Raw genomic sequence first — 17291 nt, forward strand, 5'->3', positions numbered from 1 at the left:
GTTTGTGTCAATGCCGAACGCAGCAAAATTCAGCTATGCTAAAAAATAGCCGTCGCGCAAAGAAATTCCTAAAAATCAGATTGTTTTTCTAAAATCCGAAAACTCGCTTCGCTCAAACAATTCGGATTTACCTCATTATCGTGTTTGCTTTCAAAGGCATTCGGTGAACTCGCAGGCTCGTTTCTTAACGAAAAACAATCTGATTTTCTTAACGTAATTTCTTTGATGCGAACCTACCCCTGAACTATGTAAAAGTATTCGGAACGCACATAAAAACAGGATTTCATTAAATCCGTTTCATTTTAGTCGGACAGCAGTGTTTGTTTATATGTAGTTAAAATATAGTTTAAAGTAGCTTATATGTTGTATTTTGTTTTTTTCAACAATATTTCAACCACATTTATAAACTATATTTCTACAAATATTAACCACTAAAATAAGGGTAGTACCGAATATTTAAAAATTCTCATTAACCCTTAGCTTAGTTCTGTCAGCGAATGCTCAGCCAGACAACTCTGGCAAAAACAGGTTTTTTCAGGAACAGACTCATCATATGAAATTTTTAATAATCCATGGCGCCATCTTATCAATCGGCAAAACTTCGCGGGCAGCACCTAATTTAATAGCTTCCCTGGGCATACCAAACACCACCGATGAAGCTTCATCCTGTGCAATGGTAGTACCACCGGCTTCCTTCACTTCCAGTAGTCCCCTGGCACCGTCATTCCCCATACCGGTCAATAGTATTCCCATGGCATTTTGTCCGGCATAACGGGCGGCCGACCTGAAGAGAACATCAACCGAAGGTCGGTGTCTGTTGACCAGGGGTCCTTCTCTTACTTCAACGGAGTATTCTTTACCCGAGCGTTTAAGCAGCATGTGGTAGTTCCCGGGTGCAATCAACACCCTTCCCTGATAGAGTTTATCACCATTCTCAGCTTCTTTTACCTCGAGGTCACACAGAGTGTTGAGGCTTTTGGCAAATGAGCGGGTAAACCCTTCTGGCATGTGCTGTACGATAGCTATGCCGGGCATTTTTGCCGGAAGCCCTTTCAGAAAAGAACGGATGGCTTCGGTACCACCGGTTGACGCCCCCATCACAATAATTTTCTCTGTATTAATAATCTTTTTGTAGGAAAGGCTTTTTTGCAAAATAACATCTGCCGAAAATTTAGGGGCAATCCATTCTACCTGCGGGGTGTTGCTGATTTTAAGCCGGGTAAGCTTGGCCTGAGAAGCCGCTTTTACAGCATCACATAATAGAATTTTGGACTCATTAATAAACTGGGCCGCATTCATTGCCGGCTTTCCGATTATTTCGGAAGCGCCGTATTCGAGGGCTTTCATTGCAGTTTCGGTTCCCTCAGTGGTAAGCGAAGAAATTACAACAACGGGGATCGGATGCTGCGACATAATTTTTCTGAGGAAAGTGAGTCCGTCCATCCGGGGCATTTCTATATCCAGGGTAATAACGTCGGGGACCTCCTTCATAATCTTTTTGACAGCGATAAGAGGATCAGCCGCAGTTCCCATAACCTCAATGTAGGGATCCGATTCCAGTATGGCAGACAGACTTTGCCTTACAACTGCCGAATCGTCTACAATTAATACCCGGATCTTTTTGTCCATTCGTTCAGTTTTTATTCTTCAGAGTTGCAGAAATCAACCTCTTAAAAAGCAGGGCAGGAATAAAACATCGCCGGGGGAATAAACTTCGAACCGGGATTTTGATATCCTGAGCTACTGTTCCTTTTTGTCCAAAAATTTATGTCGCACCTCTCCGGTATCGGTAAAAAAAAGAATTTTCCGCCCTTTTCGTCCTCCTGTGCTGGAGGCTACCACCGGTATCTTTTTCTCCTCGAGGATCAAGCGAGCCACCCTTATGTTGCGTTCTCCAATCAATGTCCCGTTTGCTCCGCTCTCGATGAGTTCTCCTCCGCCAAAAATTTTGGCTTTCAGATTTTCACGTTTGGCTCCCAGATGCACCATGCGTTCAAGTAACTTATCAATGGCGATATTTCCATATTTCGGAGAGGCCAAATCGTTACCATTCCAGGTAGGGAGCATATAATGGTTGATCCCTCCTATCTTTGTATGCGGGTCCCACAGGCAGATAGCCACACACGACCCGAGGATGGTTTTCACCACATACGGCTCTTTACTGGCAAACAACGTGGATGGATATAAAAAATGTTGTGAATACTGTTGCTCCATTTAATAAAAACCTTAAAAAATCTCATCACCATCGTCAAAAAAGATGTCATTTCCTTCACCGCTAAAACCTTCAACAACATTTTTTGCCTCAGGCAGATGAATGGTAAAGGTCGATCCTTCACCTTTCTGACTTTCAATCTCAATATCTCCCCCCAAAACATCCAGGAGAGCTTTTGTAATAGAAAGTCCGAGCCCGTGACCACGGTTAATGGAGTTAATGCCGGTATCCAGCCGCTTGAAACGTTCGAATATGATTTTTTGGTTTTTATCTGATATGCCGGTACCAAAGTCCCGGACAGAAAAACTGAGCTTTTCTTCGTCGGCCCAAACCCTGATTATTACCTTGCTGTCTTTATAGCTGTATTTTAAAGCATTGTTAAGCAAGTTACTCAATATCAGTTTAATTTTCTCACTATCGGTTTTAAAGTAAAAATTCTTCCCAAAGCCATATTCAATTTCCCATTCAAACTCTATTACAATTCCCATTTTCCGGGCTACCAGGCTAAAAGCATCGATAATACTCTGAATAACACCCCTGATGTTAACTTTGGAGATATTCGGGACGACCTCGCCTGCTTCAATTTTGGCTGCCACAAAGATGTTCCTCAGCTGAAAATCCAGGTTGAAAGCTTCGCTATGGATAAGGGCTACCATAGAAACCACTTTCTTCCAATCGTTCTTTTCGACCGAAAGGATGGATTTAGACAACCCGAGAATGGAAGTAAACGGGTTTACAATTTCATTTGAAATATTAGAAATAAAATGGCTCTTCAAGGCCTCCGATTCTCTAAGTTTCTTGGTAACCTCCTGCAATTCCCTGGTGAGCATCTGCACCTCCTGCTCGTATTTTTTTCGCTCGTTAAGCCTTTCCCTTATTTCTTTTAAAAGCTGTCTGTCACTGATGTTTGTCATAATGCATTATTTAAAAAGCGTCATCATAGTTTTCTAACATCCTCAATACCCTGTCTCTAATCGGGCACAAATATATTGAAAATCATTAAATTCCGATATTCATCCCATTCGTCTGAAAATGGTCGGTTTCACGTGTTTAAGCGGCACATCCATGCCCGAAAGCGACTCGGAATGACCAATAAAAAAATAGCCGCCTGGCCTTAAGTGCCTGCACAGACGGTTGATAACTTTCTCCTGAGTAACCCTGTCGAAGTAAATCAGAACATTGCGGCAAAAAATAACATCAAAATCATCATCAACATTGTAAACCTGATCCATCAGGTTCAGATACCTCAGTCTCATGTTCTGTTGTAAATCGGGGATCACCCTCACCGTCGGGTTTGTTCTGTCTTTACTCCTTAAAAAGTACCGTTTTTTCAGCTCTACCGGAACCATTTCGATCTTCGATTCTTTGTAAACCCCTTTTGCCGCGGTTTCAAGCATCTGACTGGAGATATCGGTACCCAGAATTTCGTAACGAAACCCTGGGTTTGCCATCTTAAACTCATTCAGCGCAATTGCTATGGTATATCCTTCTTCGCCACTTGAGGCGCCTGCGCTCCAGACCTTGAAAATCCGTCCTGAACCTTCCTCTTCAACAAATGCGGGAAGAACATTATCCTTTAAAAAATTAAAGTGTACCGGTTCTCTGAAAAAATCGGTTTTATTGGTTGTTATTACATTCAAAAAATTCAGTAATTCCTGCTGCTGTCCTTCTTTACTGAAAAAGAAGTCGCGATACTCGGAATAAGAATTCATCTTCAGCTCCCGGATTCTTTTCAATAAGCGCCCCTGGAGCATTATCCTTTTTACCGGTGGCATCTTTATTCCATACTCCGAATAAATATACCTGCTGAAAGCCTGAAAATCTTTTTCAGACAATTCGGCTTTAAAACAATCGAACCCCTTATTTTCAGAACTTTTCTCTTCCGGCATTTTCAACAGCTCTCTACTTCTTTTTGGCTTTCGACAGAATTTTATCCATTTCAATGACTTCGTCACCGGTAAACACTTTGTCGGTATCGAGTACCAGCACAAATGTGCCTTCATAATTAAAAGTACCGGCAATATACCCGGGTTTGTATTCCTGACGAATGGGTTTCAATTTATCCCCGGGAATCTCGATAACATCGGAGACGGCATCTGTCATAATTCCAACCCTGAATGTTTGATCCTCTTCAGCCTTTTTCAAATCAAGAACCACAATTACCGCGTTCTGAGATGCTTCCACGGGTTTTAAGCTAAATTTGATCCCGGTGTTAATGAGCGGTATTACCTCATCACGAAACTCAATCAGCCCGGAAACAAACTCAATCTTTTGCGGAACAGGTTTGGGGCTCTCATATTCACGTATCTCCATTACTCTGGAAACATGTACCGCAAAAACATCTTCTGCAACCCTAAATGTCAGATATGAATCCATCTAAACAATTAATATTAAAGTTCAAAATTTTCTCCTGTCTTATATTTCGGCAGCCGTTACCAATTCCTCAATATCGATAACATGAACAAATTGATTGTCGAAAGAGAATGTTCCGTGAAAATTTTTCAGATGACTCTCTTCCATGTCTACGACTGTAGGTTTCATCTCTATTCCGTCTGCCTCTATTACCTCTTTTACCATGTCGACAATGAGGCCTAAACTGCTGTCCTGCTGATCGTCGGGTGTTATGACGATGATAGCAGTGTCGTTGTCGTATTCCGTTTCCGAAAAGCCCATTAATACGCGCAGATCGACTACGGGAATAATGTTGCCGTGAAGGTTAATCACTCCTTTCATAAAACGTGGGGTGTTAGGAACCCTTGTAATTTTAGGAATTTCAAGGATGTGATTGACTTTCATGGCATCAAGAGCAAAAAACTCATCATGCACTCTGAATGATAAAAGGGTCTTATCTTGTTGCTCGGACATAATAAATACCTTATTCTTTTGATGTTTTAGTTTTCCCACGAAACTTCCCGGTGGAAGTTAGCTGCAATACCCGGTTGGTATCAATGACCAGAGAAATGGAACCATCGCCCAAAATAGAGGCTCCTGAAACCACTTCATGACTTGTCAGATAACGTCCCATAGGTTTCACCACAGTTTGATGTTCCCCAAGCACTTCATCAACCATCAGCCCCAAACGACGCTCTTCATGCCTGACCAATACCATCTGAGGCGTTTCGGATTCTTTAACTTCTTCCTTAAATATTTCGCGCATATCGACATAAGGAAGCTGCTCATTGTCGATAATAACAACCCTGTTGAATGAGTCTTTCAGCTGACTCTTGTCCAGTGCAAATATTTTTTCGATAGAGGCGATGGGAACTACATACTGATTTTCTCCGATTTTTACCAGTAACCCGTCAATTATAGACAATGTCAATGGCAACCGCAACGTAACGGTAGTGCCTTGTCCTACTTCAGAGTCAATGGTTACTTCTCCGCGTATTTCAGAGATTTTCTTTCGAACCACGTCCATGCCAACGCCTCGACCGGAGACACCGGAAACCGTATCGCGGGTAGAAAACCCGCTCAGAAAAATAAGATTCAGAATCTCTTTGTGCGAGAGTTCCTCATTCTCCTCTATCATCCCTTTACTGACGGCTTTGGCTCTGATGCTTTCAACGTCGATACCCCGGCCATCGTCGGTGACTTCAATCAAAACACTGGCACCGGCATGATAAGCTTTAAAATAAATATTCCCTTTAGGTGATTTGCCTGCTGCAACACGTTCATCGGGCTTTTCAATTCCATGGTCGACCGAGTTCCTTAGAATATGCAGAAGAGGATCGGTTAAGTGTTCAATAATATTTTTATCAAGCTCGATATCCCCGCCTTCGATAACAAACTCTATCTCTTTACCGAGCTCTTTGGATAAATCACGGACAAGCCTCTGAAACCTCATCAATTCGCTCTGCATTGGAATAAGGCTTATTTCGAAGGCATTGTCTCTTAACTGGCGCGAAAGTTTCTGCACATTCTCTGCCAATTCCAATATATCGTTATCTCCCTTTTTTTCGGCATATACACTCAGTTGTGCCTGAGTAGTAACCAGTTCACTAACAAGATTGACCAGCTCGTCAATTTTTCTTGAAGCAACCCTGATGCTGGATATCTTGTGCTCTTTAAGTTGTGATTTTTTTCTGCCCTGGTCCGTTTCTGTATTTTCCTGCCCCTGTTCTGTCTTTTTTCCTTCAGTTTCATTCTTATTCAACAGGACTTTTAAATCCGAAACTTTGATAAGAGTGTTAGAATTGCGGGCATTTTCGATAAATTTTTCTACCGCAGGGGTCATTTCAAAACCGCCATTACCCAATTCTTCAACAGAAAGATCGCATTCGTCTTCAACAAATATGAAAACATCCTTTATTTCGTTGACAGACTCGTTTGTAGAAAGAATTATCTGCCACAAGCAATAATTATTCTCAGACTCAATGTTTTCGAAAGAGGGAATTTTGTGGGTGTAAACAATGCTGTGCCCTTTTCCTAAAGCATGAAGATCATCCAGTAAGAACAATGGATTTGTTCCGTTTTGTAACAAATCTTCTCCGGGAATAAAGGAGATGAGGTAAGTCTTTTCACCGGAATCGCCAGCAGGCGTGTTATCATCAGAGGCAGAAATACTTTCCTGGTTGCCAGGGCCACCTCCTTGCAGGAAGTTTTGAATCTGTCCCATCATCCGGTTGTATTCATCGAGATCGTCTTTGGCGGTCAAATCTCCTTTTTCGAGCAAATATTTAATCTCGTCAACAGCCGAAAAGGTGAGAGAGATCAAGTCGGGGGTAACTTCAATTTTGCTGTTGCGTACTTTGTCAAAAATATTTTCGAGATGGTGTGTAAAATCGCTCAGATGATTGAATCCAAACATGGCTCCACCACCTTTTAATGAATGCATAGCCCTGAAGATGCGCTCTATCAGGTCTTTACTCTGCATATCGTTCTCGAGCGCAAAAAGAGCCTCCTCCAGGTCGTTCACGTTATCCAGAGACTCTTCAACAAACTTGGCTTTAAATTTATCTATCATATTCTTACGCGGTTTCGCTCAATTATATATTGGCGCTTCTGTCTAATAGGCAATTTTTTCGGACTGGGCATGCAATTCGTCAAGAATGCTGTCAATCCCCCTTATGGCCTGAACATTAAGCTGCCCGGTGAATGTTTTCTCCCCTTTCCTGATCTTATCAAAAGCCATTTCCACCTTTCTGGAAACGGATGCTATACTATCAATCCCCACCATAGGAGCCGTACCGGTTATGCCGTGCATGAGCAAAAAGACCTCCTGTGCCAACTCCGTTTGGTCAACATCTTCGGGAGTTGTACTTTTTACCTTCACAAGCTTTTTCTTCAATTCCGAAAGCTCTTCAATGGTATTATTAATGAATGTCTTCTTTATTTCTTCAAGCTGACCTGTCATTGATAATGTATTTTATTGATCTGTAATTGCCGCCAGGCCCGGACGGACAGATAAAACAAATCAGACCAACCTTCTGCTTGTCTAGCGGAGAACTCTTGAAATTGCACTTAATAATTTTGCAGGTACAAATGGTTTAATAATCCAGCCGGTTGCTCCTGCCTGTTTGGCTTCCATCTTTTTGGCCGCCTGCGATTCCGTGGTCAGGAACAAAATAGGAATGTGCTTATAATCATCCATCTCCCTGACTCTTCGAATCAGTTCCAGTCCGTCCATATTTGGCATATGAAGGTCGGTAATGATAATATCTATGGGGCGGCCATCAAGAAACTGAAGTGCGTCGTCGCCATCGACGCCTACCAGAACATCGTATCCCTCATTTTGGAGTGTAAAATTCACCACCTCCCGGATACTTTCGGAATCATCAACAATAAGAACTGTTTTTGCCATGTGATTAACTATTTACAGGGTTACTATTTAACAAATCTGAAAATCCTGCGTTGGAGACAAGGCTGTCCAATTCATTAGGCAAATCAGCAGATACCGTAAACTTCCGTTTGTTTTTCTCTGTAGTTGCCTTCATCGATTGTAACAGCTGCAGGAAGGTAATGTCCAGGTTGTCAGGATTATCTACCCTGACAACAATATCTTTTGAAAAATTAACCTGCTCTCCAACTGCCTCTTTTACTTTTTGTATATAATTAATGGTCAGTTGGCCGGAAAAAAGCAGCTCAAGATTTTCACCGTTGTCTTTAACCTGAACCGTAAAATTATCGCTCTTCATAATTAAAAATATTAATTCCCCGTTATGCCGGGATCAGCCTGTTTTAATGCAAAGGGAGCTGCTGACTCCGTGTGCAACCCGAAAAAACCCGGAATACTCCAACAGGAATCGTTAAAATTTTTCATAATTATCAAGATCAAATTCTTTCCCCAGATTTCCGAGGTCGGGTTTCTTTGTTCCGGGTTCCTTTTTTGATCCTTGTTTCTCTTTATTTTTTCCCTGAGTTGTTTTAGCTTCGTCTGTTTGTTTATTTCCGTCAGCAGTTTTTCCTGCTTTCTGCTTTTGTGTTTGTCCGGTCTTATTCCCTTCAGCTTTTTGTTTAATTACCTCTTCTCCTATTTTGAAGATACTGACAGCCTTTTGTAAATTGGCCGCAAGCTCGGAAAGTTGTTCTGAAGACTGGGTCAGTTCATCGGAAGAGGAAGCATTCTCCTGTGTAATCATGTTTAATTGCTGCATGGCCTGATTGATCTGGTCGGCCCCGGTTTTTTGCTCCATGCTGGCTGCAGCGATCTCTTTTATCAGCTGAGTTGTTTTTTCAATATCGGGAACAAGCATTTTTGATTTCTCTCCTGCTTCTTTGGAAACCTTCAGCCCTCTTGAAACAAGATTAACAATTTCATCGGCAGCCACTTTACTCTTTTCTGCGAGTTTTCGCACTTCTGCGGCAACAACTGAAAAGCCCCTTCCGTGTTCACCGGCACGGGCAGCTTCAACAGCAGCGTTCAATGCCAGAATATTGGTTTGAAAAGCAATGTCGCTGATAACAGAAATCCGCTCCGATATTTCCTCCATTGCTTTAACGGCTTCTGACGATAACTCATTGGCAACATTGACTTCTTTCGCGGTATCAACAGTGATCTTTTCTGTTTGGATCGCATTGTCGGTATTCTGGTCTATGTTAGCAACCATCTCCTCTATCGATGTGGAAACCTCTTCGGCAGAAGCAGCCTGATCGGCCGATCCCCTGGAAAGTTGATGAGAACTATTTCGAAGATTTTCGCTGGAATGAACCAAATCGAGTGCATTGCGTTTGATGGAGACCACAATCTCTTTAAGGTTATGGGCCATTGAACTCAATTCCCTGGCGAGGATTCCAATCTCATCATCCTGGCTTATCTCGACACGTGCTGTTAAATCACCCTTTCCAAATGCCTGGGCAAACTGAACGCCTTTCAGAAGCGGCTTAACAATGGTAGAATAAAGAATATAACCAATGATTAATGAGGCAGCTATCAATATAATACTCATGATAGTCGTAAACCAGGTAAATGATGAAAAGTTAGAATTCATATTACTGAGAGAGGCCTCATAATTGGCCAAATATTTCTTTTCAAGTGAAGAAACCTCTTCGATGATCTCGTCACTCAGTTTCATCACATCACCGCCTTCTACCACCATAGGCTCTACTTCGAACAAAACCATAGGATCATCATAGGCTTCGAAAGTATTTAAGACAGCCATGATTTGCTTGTGCATGGCAAACAATGAATCGATCTTATGAAATATGTTCTCAAGCTGCTCTCGTTCGCTTTCGTTATTCCACTGTTGCGAAAGTTGCATAAGCTCTTCCTTAATCGCAGGTAATTCGGTTTCATGGATTTCCTGCAATCTGACTTTGTCCGGGGTATCCGATTGACGGTCTATATACACCCAGTTCTTTATAAGCATTTTGGTCTGGGTTATTGTCATACCCAGGTCACCCAACTCTTCGACACTGGGCGAATAAACACTTGTGACATCATTTGTCAGATTTTTACTGCGCGTTAGTGTTCCCAAAGTCAGCACAGTATTGACTATGATGACTATGAGTATCAACCCGAAACCGACGATCAACTTTTGGGCGATGTTAAATTTATATTTCAATCTCATCAGTATAAAATTAGTCTAAGTTATTGGTCTGACGGAACTGGTTCCGATTACCCGGAGCCGTTTCATCTTAAATCTTATATCTAAAAATCTAATAACCTATTATGGCAATCTTTCTCATGCTCGTTTGATTTGAGCCAGGCGGGCTGAATTCTGTTAAAAAAAATCCCGGAGGCGGTTGTTATCCCCTGACCGGGTACTTTGTCTACAGAAACGGTTTGTCTTTTATAAAACAATAGCTGAAGACATATTTTCCAGGCGTGAACTTATCTGAAGCCCTTTCTGTGACGCATTTCCTTTATGAATTTCAAACTTAAGAACTTCATCTCTAATCACAAAATTTATCATTGCCCCGTGGTCAGTGGCTCCTTCCTCTTCAGCAACTATCAGGGAACTGCTTCCCAGTTTTTGATTTATCTGAGCGGCAATTCTTGAGAAGTGAGCCCTTGAAGATACATAAAGCACCTGGCAATTCTCTACTTCATCGGCAGACCGGTACTCTTTCACCACCACATCCTGAAAACCAAACTTTTTCCCTGCTGACTGTTCCTGAATCCTTCGGGCAATACCGGGATCGCCCAATACCCCGATTACAAAATCACCCTGACGGGCATCATCGGGCCAGCCAATATAGCGGATAAAATTGAGGGTAAAAACTGCTTTGTACTTCTCTACCTGCCCTTCTAACATAAACGGCACCAAAAGGAACAGTGCCAGAATCAAGTAAATCTTTCTCATTTGTTTTTTTATTGTTAATATTTCAAATAACCCATTATTTGCTCTGCTAGTCCTTACTATAAACCGTTAGTTTCTTAAGTACCTGCCTTCCGGCAGGCCTGTTCGATGCAGGATAAATTATATTACGCTGAAACACACTGGTAAAAGCAGTGTATGTCTGTAAATTCGCAAAAATTCTCACAATATGTGATCTGTTCAGAAAGTACCAGTTGCAAGGTTTGCGAACCCGCCAAAAACGCAGTTTACTCATCGTAAATGAGTATTTTGGCGGCAAGTGTAACACGGTAAATGGTACTTTATGGACAGACACAAATTAAACCCTGTCTTGTAATTGGCATTATTTATATCCCTTTGCTACGAAAACAATTAACTTTGGTTTCCTTTTAAATCCCAATTTTTTTAAAAAGTCTCTAAACTCGCAAAATTTTGCACAATATGTGTGTCTGTTCAGAAAGTGCCATTTACAAGGCTTGCGAAGTCCGAAAATACGGAGTTTACTCATCGTAAATGAGTAATTTTCGGACGAGCGTAACACAGTAAATGGCACTTTATGGACCGACACTTCTAAATAAGGATGATCCAATTCAGATTTAAAGAAATAAAATTCTACAAAGATGTTACCGGCTAAGATAATAACCCCGGATGCGGAGATTTCCGTATACTCACGAAACCATAGAACACCCCTGCAATTAGTCTTCGGGAGTTCCCGAAACCTTGAAACACCCCTGCAACACACTTTCGGGAGTTCCCGAAACCTTGTTGCACCCCCGCAGCAAACTTTCGGGAGTTCCCGAAACCTTGTCGCACCCCTGCAACACACTTTCGGGGATCCCCGAAACCTCGTTGCACTCCTGCAGCAAACTTTCGGGAATTCCCGGAACAATTAAAATCAATCGGAAAGTGAAAGGGCGAGTAGAGCCTTCACAAGTCAGGAAAGCGTTATCTCAACCAAATAGCCGGAAAATCTCCGAACATTTAATATTTTCTGATTATCGAAAAAGAGATACTGCCCGCGGACACCGGTCAGTTTTCCTTTAACCGAAGTTTCTTTGTCAAAATTTACCTGTTTTGGATGTTGTGGCCACTCAAGCACGGGATAATGAATTTGAAATATCTCTTCATCATTATTTAAAACATATCTCTTCAATTCTTCGGGGAGTAAATCCACAGCTTCTCTTTTCCGGGCTTTAAGATCAAAGTCCGGTAGCTCTTCATTGGTCACCATTCTTTTCCAGTTGGTTTTATCACGAAACGACTGCATAAGGAACGTTTCAATAACACCTGCAATGTGTCTGTTTGGTACCTGACATACTTTAATAGCGCTTGTGGCTCCCTGGTCAATCCATCGGGCAGGTACCTGAGATAATCTTGTTACGCCAACTTTCAGTCCGCCACTAACAGCCAGATAAACAATATGAGGTTGCAGGCAGTGCGCCTCCGACCACTCTGTGTCGCGCGAAATACCCAAATGAGCCATGCAACGATCGGGATGAAGAATGCATTCATCGGCTTCCGGAGCAGTCGTAAAGCATTGGTAACAAAAACCCTGTCCGAAAGATTTCCGGGTCTCTTTGCCACAAGCGATACAATTAATTCTGCCCTTGAAATTTATCTGTACAGATTTGCCCAACAATGCATTTATATTCAATTCACTATTGCCTAAATGAAGCTCATAAACCGCTTCGCCATTTTGAAGCAGGCTCTTCATTTTTATTAAATTCCCCTCGTAGGTCATGTTTATTATCATTTCTTTCCGACAAAAATGTCATTATCCAAAAAAGAGATACCCCAATAATATGGCTGCAACAATTCCTGCGAAATCAGCAATCAGTCCACAGGTAACTGCATGGCGCGTTTTGCGGATACCGACCGATCCGAAATAGACGGCAATTACATAAAAAGTGGTATCGGTGGCACCCTGAACGGTACTGGCAATACGTCCCACGAAAGAATCGGCTCCGTAAAGGTTCATGGCATCGACCATCAATCCACGGGCGCCACTGCCACTAAGGGGTTTCATTAATGCCGTAGGAAGAGCGCCCACGAAATCGGTGTTCAACCCGGCAGCGGCAACAACCCATTCAATCCCGCTGATAAGTATCTCCATTGCACCCGCAGCCCTGAAAACACCAATACCAACAAGGATGGCAATCAGGTAAGGGATGATCTTGACGGCAATAAAAAATCCGTCTTTCGCCCCTTCAATAAACGTTTCGTACACATTTACTTTTCTCACCACAGCCATAACTATAAAGGTGATGATGATAGAGAAAAGAATAATATTGGCTGTCAGCAAGGATACGATTCTTATCTCATCCCTGTCGAGTAAAGACAATCCGTAAATAACCGCTGCGATAAAGACCGACAAACCTCCGAGATAACCAATTACGACCCGGTTGAAAAGATTAATTTTTTGTACAATGGCTACTGCAATCAACCCCACAACTGTACTAAAAAAAGTAGCCAGAAGTATGGGCAGAAAGATATCGGCCGGATTGGCAGCTCCCATTTCGGCTCTGTACACCATTATTGAAACAGGAATGATGGTCAGCCCCGAAGTATTCAATACCAGAAACATAATCTGGGCATTCGAAGCCGTGTCTTTCTTATCATTGGCCGATTGCAACTCCTTCATGGCCTTAAGGCCCATTGGTGTGGCGGCATTATCGAGTCCAAGCATATTGGCAGCTATGTTCATCATCATTGACCCGTAGGCCGGATGATCTTTGGGCAATGTCGGGAAAATACGCCTGAAAAACGGCCCGATAACTTTCGACATGGCCGTAACCATTCCGCCTTTCTCTCCGATGCGCATCAGTCCAAGCCAGAGTGTGAGAACGCCGGTAAGTCCCAAAGATATTTCAAAGCCTGTCCCGGCATAATCGAATGTGGCATTCATCAGGTTGGAAAAAACTTCCATATCCTGAAAAAAAATAAGCTTAATTAATGCCACAACAAAGGCAATCAGAAAAAAAGCAATCCAGATGTAGTTTAGTACCATGAATTATTTTTTATAGGCATCATGCCGGGCGCCAAATTCCTTACATCCAATATTATCGACATCAACACGCCATATCTTCACATTTTTTACGGCCGGGTCGCCGTAATTAAAAGACTTATCGCTGTATTGTGCCATTATATAATCGAGCGCCTGCCGCTTTAATTCCATATCTTCGATAAAAGTGACCCTGCCCTCCGCCACCACACTTTTTGCCTTCATCTGGTAACTGCATGCCACATCGGCATTTTGCCAGGCCAGTTCTTCACCCGAGCTGAAGGTCAGACATATATGATTATTCTTTTCAAGAGACCTGATAGCACGGCCTTCTGGTGCACTGTGAAGAAAAAAGACCCCTTTGTGATAACCAAAATTCATAGGTATAACGTAAGGAAGACCGTTTTCATCGATCACGCCGGCAAAGCAGATTTTGCATTCGGAAATAACAGCATCGATAAACTGCCTGTCAGTGTGTTTATAGGTTCTCATATATCAGATGGTTAGATTTAAAACTACACTACCGTTCTTTCGCCAAGCTCTTTCGAAATATAAATAAACGCCTGCTGGAGACCGTTGATTTCCTGCAGGAGTTCCATAAACTTTTCCTGATCGCCTGCTTCTTCGGCGGTCTTTAGTTGTTTCCGTTTGTCTTCAAGGAGGATTTTAACCTTTTTCCACTTTAGTTCAGTAACAACTTTTGGTACCAGTTCATCCAACCGGTCACTCTCTTTTGCAACCTGTCCGTTTTTTGTGTGTATCCGGCTCAGTGGATATTCTCTTGCAATAAGATCACTGGCCAGACTGCTGATCCGGCTGTCGGTACTGGAAACAAAAAACTGAGACGATTTAAACCCCTGATTCCGGAAGTTCTCCTCATACAACTTCATAATTTGATTGTAAAGGGGATTCACACTCACAAGATCGTCCTGTCTTAGTTCTGAAATAATATATTCTCCAACAGTAACGCTCCGGGTTCCTTCCTCAAAATCGAATTCGCCAAGATCAAGATCACCGTATTTCATTAAAAACCGCAATACTTCTCTTTCTTCCGTTTCAAAAGGATTGGAAGAGATAACTGCTGCCTTCTCAACAACATTTCCCGAAGAAGGTGTTCTTTCATTATTCCTGCCATAATAGCTGTTGTTTCTGGTTGCCTCCTTCTCCGTTTTTTTTCGGCGAAGTTTTCCAATCTCCATGAAAAGTACCTGCTCTTCCACTTTCATCAGGTTACTGCAATCTTTTACATACTCGGTGCGGGTAATGGAGTCGGGAATCACCGAAATAGAATGGACAATATCCTGAATGAGCCTGGCACGCTGCACCGGATCGTTTTTTGCTTCTTCCATCAGCAGGCCGGTCTTGAACCTAATAAAATCGGTTTCGTGCTTTTTGATGTATTCGCGAAGTGCTTCGCCACCAAGTTTTTTGGCAAAAGAGTCGGGGTCTTCTCCATCGGGGAGCAAAAGTACTTTTACATTAAGGCCCTCTTCGAGAACGAGGTCAATCCCTCTCAAAGAAGCCTTAATCCCGGCTGCATCACCATCAAAAATAATGGTCAGATTTTTCGAAAAACGGGCAATGAGCCGTATCTGTCCGGGCGTCAGCGCGGTGCCGGAAGAAGCTACAACATTGCTGATACCGGCCTGATGGAAAGCCAGAACATCGGTGTAGCCTTCAACAAGGATGCATCGATCCTGGCGGGCAATCTCCTGGCGGGCCTGATAAATCCCGTAAAGAATATGGCTTTTATGATATATTTCCGATTCGGGAGAATTCAGGTACTTGGCTGTTTTCGCATCGGTACGAAGAACACGGCCACCAAATCCGATTACTTTACCTGCCAGACTGTGTATCGGGAAAATGACCCGTCCCCTGAAACGATCGGCTTTATAGTCGTCCCTGACAATCGTAAGTCCGGTTTTCTCAAGAAAATCGAGTTTAAATCCTTTTTGAAGAGCTTCTCTGGTAAAAGCATCCTTTGAATCGGGAGAATATCCCAACTGAAATTTTTTAATGGTATCATCGCGGAAGCCCCGTTCTCTGAAATAACTCAATCCGACAGATTTTCCTTCGTCGGAATTGTGCAACCTTTCTTCGAAATATTTGGCTGCAAAGCCGGTGACCACCAGCATACTCTCTCTGTCGTTTTGATGGGCCACCTCTTCAGGTGTCAGTTCTTTCTCTTCAATGGGAATATGAAATTTCTTGCCGAGGATTTTAATGGCTTCGACAAAAGAAATCTGCTCATGATCCATCAGGAAGTTTACCGCATTGCCCCCCTTTCCGCAACCAAAACATTTAAAAATTCCTTTGTGTGGAGAGACAATAAAAGAAGGTGTTTTCTCATTATGAAAAGGGCATAACCCGATATAATTGACCCCTCTGCGCTTAAGATTCACAAACTCCGAAACTACCTCGACAATCTGGCTCTGCGCGGTCTCCATCACACGGTCTATTGTGCCCTTATCAATCATACCTGCTTGTCACTTTTAAAACCCTTTTTTTAATATACCTTGCAATGCTCGTTTCATTAGTATAAAATTTGATTTTTATGGCCTAATGGAACTCGACCCGATTACCGGGGACTCGTTTCAAAGGTAGAAAATTTTGCCCATTTTTGAAGTTGAAATGATCTTCAATCGCAAAGCAGTATTATGAAAAAATTAGTTATTCTTTCGGGCTCAGGCATAAGTGCTGAAAGCGGAATAAAAACTTTTCGCGATATGGGCGGAGTGTGGGATCAATATGATGTTACCGAGGTAGCCTCGCCCGAAGCCTGGAAAAACAACAGGAAACTGGTTCTGGAATTCTACAATCAGCGCAGGAAGCAATTATTCGAGACCGAACCGAACGATGCTCATAAGATCATTGCAGAACTTGAGCAATTTTTCGAGGTAAAAATAGTAACCCAAAATGTAGATGATCTGCACGAACGTGCCGGCAGCTCTCATGTATTGCATCTGCACGGCGAATTAAAAAAAGCCAGAAGTACGGTCGACCCGAATCTGATATATGAGCTTAAACACTGGGAACTTAGAGAAGGTGATCTCTGCGAAAAAGGCTCGCAATTGCGTCCCCATGTTGTATGGTTCGGGGAACCTGTTCCGGCCATTGAAGAAGCTGCTGAGATAGTCTCCGCAGCAGACATCTTCATTGTTATCGGAACGTCTCTGTCTGTATATCCGGCAGCCGGCCTTTTGCATTATGCCGGAAAAAATGTTCCGGTTTACATTGTTGATCCCGGATCGCCGCAATATATATCATCTCCCCGGATTCTTGTAATAAAAGACAAAGCAACTAACGGGATGAAAAAGTTAAAGGAGATTTTGCTGAAAAATAG

At 42.5% G+C, this 17291-nt stretch carries 18 protein-coding genes; 1 reads left to right on the forward strand and 17 read right to left on the reverse strand.

Annotated features, from left to right (window positions below; all coding sequences use genetic code 11):
• Positions 1–549 precede the first annotated feature (549 nt).
• The 17 genes from OQ5_RS0100860 to dnaG form a co-directional block, all read right to left on the reverse strand.
• Positions 550–1629: a protein-glutamate methylesterase/protein-glutamine glutaminase gene (locus tag OQ5_RS0100860; RefSeq protein WP_016775677.1), complete on the reverse strand. Its 1080-nt coding sequence runs from the start codon at positions 1627–1629 to the stop codon at positions 550–552.
• A 111-nt stretch (positions 1630–1740) separates the two neighbouring features.
• Positions 1741–2214 carry a chemotaxis protein CheD gene (locus tag OQ5_RS0100865; RefSeq protein ID WP_026055053.1) on the reverse strand — a complete coding sequence of 158 codons (474 nt, stop codon included), beginning with the start codon at positions 2212–2214 and terminating at the stop codon, positions 1741–1743.
• A gap of 12 nt (positions 2215–2226) precedes the next feature.
• Positions 2227–3126, reverse strand: coding sequence for a sensor histidine kinase (locus OQ5_RS0100870; RefSeq protein ID WP_016775679.1), 900 nt, complete (start codon positions 3124–3126; stop codon positions 2227–2229).
• A 99-nt stretch (positions 3127–3225) separates the two neighbouring features.
• Entirely contained in the window at positions 3226–4101 is an 876-nt protein-coding gene (locus OQ5_RS0100875; RefSeq protein ID WP_016775680.1) for a CheR family methyltransferase, read from the reverse strand.
• 13 nt (positions 4102–4114) lie between these two features.
• Positions 4115–4588, reverse strand: a complete 474-nt coding sequence (locus OQ5_RS0100880) for a chemotaxis protein CheW (RefSeq protein WP_016775681.1) — start codon at positions 4586–4588, stop codon at positions 4115–4117.
• Positions 4589–4627: 39 nt separating this feature from the next.
• A complete protein-coding gene (locus OQ5_RS0100885; RefSeq protein ID WP_016775682.1) occupies positions 4628–5077 on the reverse strand; it encodes a chemotaxis protein CheW in 450 nt (149 codons plus the stop codon).
• Between the two features lie 10 nt (positions 5078–5087).
• Positions 5088–7175: a chemotaxis protein CheA gene (locus OQ5_RS0100890; RefSeq protein WP_016775683.1), complete on the reverse strand. Its 2088-nt coding sequence runs from the start codon at positions 7173–7175 to the stop codon at positions 5088–5090.
• A gap of 42 nt (positions 7176–7217) precedes the next feature.
• Complete coding sequence (locus tag OQ5_RS0100895) at positions 7218–7565, reverse strand: Hpt domain-containing protein (RefSeq protein WP_016775684.1); 348 nt, start codon at positions 7563–7565, stop codon at positions 7218–7220.
• An 81-nt stretch (positions 7566–7646) separates the two neighbouring features.
• Positions 7647–8012, reverse strand: coding sequence for a response regulator (locus OQ5_RS0100900; protein WP_016775685.1), 366 nt, complete (start codon positions 8010–8012; stop codon positions 7647–7649).
• A 4-nt stretch (positions 8013–8016) separates the two neighbouring features.
• Positions 8017–8346, reverse strand: a complete 330-nt coding sequence (locus tag OQ5_RS0100905) for a hypothetical protein (protein WP_016775686.1) — start codon at positions 8344–8346, stop codon at positions 8017–8019.
• Positions 8347–8457: 111 nt separating this feature from the next.
• On the reverse strand, positions 8458–10218 hold the full coding sequence (locus tag OQ5_RS0100915) for a methyl-accepting chemotaxis protein (protein WP_016775688.1): 1761 nt from the start codon (positions 10216–10218) through the stop codon (positions 8458–8460).
• A gap of 222 nt (positions 10219–10440) precedes the next feature.
• Positions 10441–10953 (reverse strand): YfiR family protein, encoded by a 513-nt coding sequence (locus OQ5_RS0100920; RefSeq protein WP_016775689.1) that lies wholly within the window; start codon positions 10951–10953, stop codon positions 10441–10443.
• Positions 10954–11642: 689 nt separating this feature from the next.
• Positions 11643–11846 carry a hypothetical protein gene (locus OQ5_RS0100930; protein WP_016775691.1) on the reverse strand — a complete coding sequence of 68 codons (204 nt, stop codon included), beginning with the start codon at positions 11844–11846 and terminating at the stop codon, positions 11643–11645.
• A gap of 35 nt (positions 11847–11881) precedes the next feature.
• Complete coding sequence (locus OQ5_RS0100935) at positions 11882–12661, reverse strand: DUF2797 domain-containing protein (RefSeq protein WP_255297328.1); 780 nt, start codon at positions 12659–12661, stop codon at positions 11882–11884.
• A 60-nt stretch (positions 12662–12721) separates the two neighbouring features.
• The gene (locus OQ5_RS0100940; protein ID WP_016775693.1) at positions 12722–13954 is read right to left on the reverse strand and encodes a nucleoside recognition domain-containing protein; all 1233 of its coding nucleotides are present in this window, start codon (positions 13952–13954) and stop codon (positions 12722–12724) included.
• 3 nt (positions 13955–13957) lie between these two features.
• Positions 13958–14440, reverse strand: a complete 483-nt coding sequence (locus OQ5_RS0100945) for a pyridoxamine 5'-phosphate oxidase family protein (RefSeq protein ID WP_016775694.1) — start codon at positions 14438–14440, stop codon at positions 13958–13960.
• Between the two features lie 23 nt (positions 14441–14463).
• Positions 14464–16425: a DNA primase gene (gene dnaG / locus OQ5_RS0100950; RefSeq protein WP_016775695.1), complete on the reverse strand. Its 1962-nt coding sequence runs from the start codon at positions 16423–16425 to the stop codon at positions 14464–14466.
• 180 nt (positions 16426–16605) lie between these two features.
• On the opposite strand from dnaG, the gene OQ5_RS0100955 reads away from it, so the two are divergent.
• Positions 16606–17291 (forward strand): SIR2 family NAD-dependent protein deacylase (locus OQ5_RS0100955; RefSeq protein ID WP_016775696.1); only part of this gene is annotated, 686 nt, incomplete at its 3' end.

This window comes from Anaerophaga thermohalophila str. Valhall (assembly GCF_000250735.1).
Taxonomy (GTDB): Bacteria; Bacteroidota; Bacteroidia; order Bacteroidales; family Marinilabiliaceae; genus Anaerophaga; species Anaerophaga thermohalophila_A.

Excerpts from the sequence above, each read along its gene's own strand:
- OQ5_RS0100890 (WP_016775683.1), bottom strand. The coding sequence starts at position 7,175 with ATGATAGATAAATTTAAAGCCAAGTTTGTTGAAGAGTCTCTGGATAAC.
- OQ5_RS0100865 (WP_026055053.1), bottom strand. The coding sequence starts at position 2,214 with ATGGAGCAACAGTATTCACAACATTTTTTATATCCATCCACGTTGTTT.
- OQ5_RS0100870 (WP_016775679.1), bottom strand. The coding sequence starts at position 3,126 with ATGACAAACATCAGTGACAGACAGCTTTTAAAAGAAATAAGGGAAAGG.
- OQ5_RS0100905 (WP_016775686.1), bottom strand. The coding sequence starts at position 8,346 with ATGAAGAGCGATAATTTTACGGTTCAGGTTAAAGACAACGGTGAAAAT.
- OQ5_RS0100945 (WP_016775694.1), bottom strand. The coding sequence starts at position 14,440 with ATGAGAACCTATAAACACACTGACAGGCAGTTTATCGATGCTGTTATT.
- OQ5_RS0100920 (WP_016775689.1), bottom strand. The coding sequence starts at position 10,953 with ATGAGAAAGATTTACTTGATTCTGGCACTGTTCCTTTTGGTGCCGTTT.
- OQ5_RS0100860 (WP_016775677.1), bottom strand. The coding sequence starts at position 1,629 with ATGGACAAAAAGATCCGGGTATTAATTGTAGACGATTCGGCAGTTGTA.
- OQ5_RS0100880 (WP_016775681.1), bottom strand. The coding sequence starts at position 4,588 with ATGGATTCATATCTGACATTTAGGGTTGCAGAAGATGTTTTTGCGGTA.
- OQ5_RS0100915 (WP_016775688.1), bottom strand. The coding sequence starts at position 10,218 with ATGAGATTGAAATATAAATTTAACATCGCCCAAAAGTTGATCGTCGGT.
- OQ5_RS0100900 (WP_016775685.1), bottom strand. The coding sequence starts at position 8,012 with ATGGCAAAAACAGTTCTTATTGTTGATGATTCCGAAAGTATCCGGGAG.
- OQ5_RS0100940 (WP_016775693.1), bottom strand. The coding sequence starts at position 13,954 with ATGGTACTAAACTACATCTGGATTGCTTTTTTTCTGATTGCCTTTGTT.
- dnaG (WP_016775695.1), bottom strand. The coding sequence starts at position 16,425 with ATGATTGATAAGGGCACAATAGACCGTGTGATGGAGACCGCGCAGAGC.
- OQ5_RS0100885 (WP_016775682.1), bottom strand. The coding sequence starts at position 5,077 with ATGTCCGAGCAACAAGATAAGACCCTTTTATCATTCAGAGTGCATGAT.
- OQ5_RS0100935 (WP_255297328.1), bottom strand. The coding sequence starts at position 12,661 with ATGAAGAGCCTGCTTCAAAATGGCGAAGCGGTTTATGAGCTTCATTTA.
- OQ5_RS0100875 (WP_016775680.1), bottom strand. The coding sequence starts at position 4,101 with ATGCCGGAAGAGAAAAGTTCTGAAAATAAGGGGTTCGATTGTTTTAAA.
- OQ5_RS0100895 (WP_016775684.1), bottom strand. The coding sequence starts at position 7,565 with ATGACAGGTCAGCTTGAAGAAATAAAGAAGACATTCATTAATAATACC.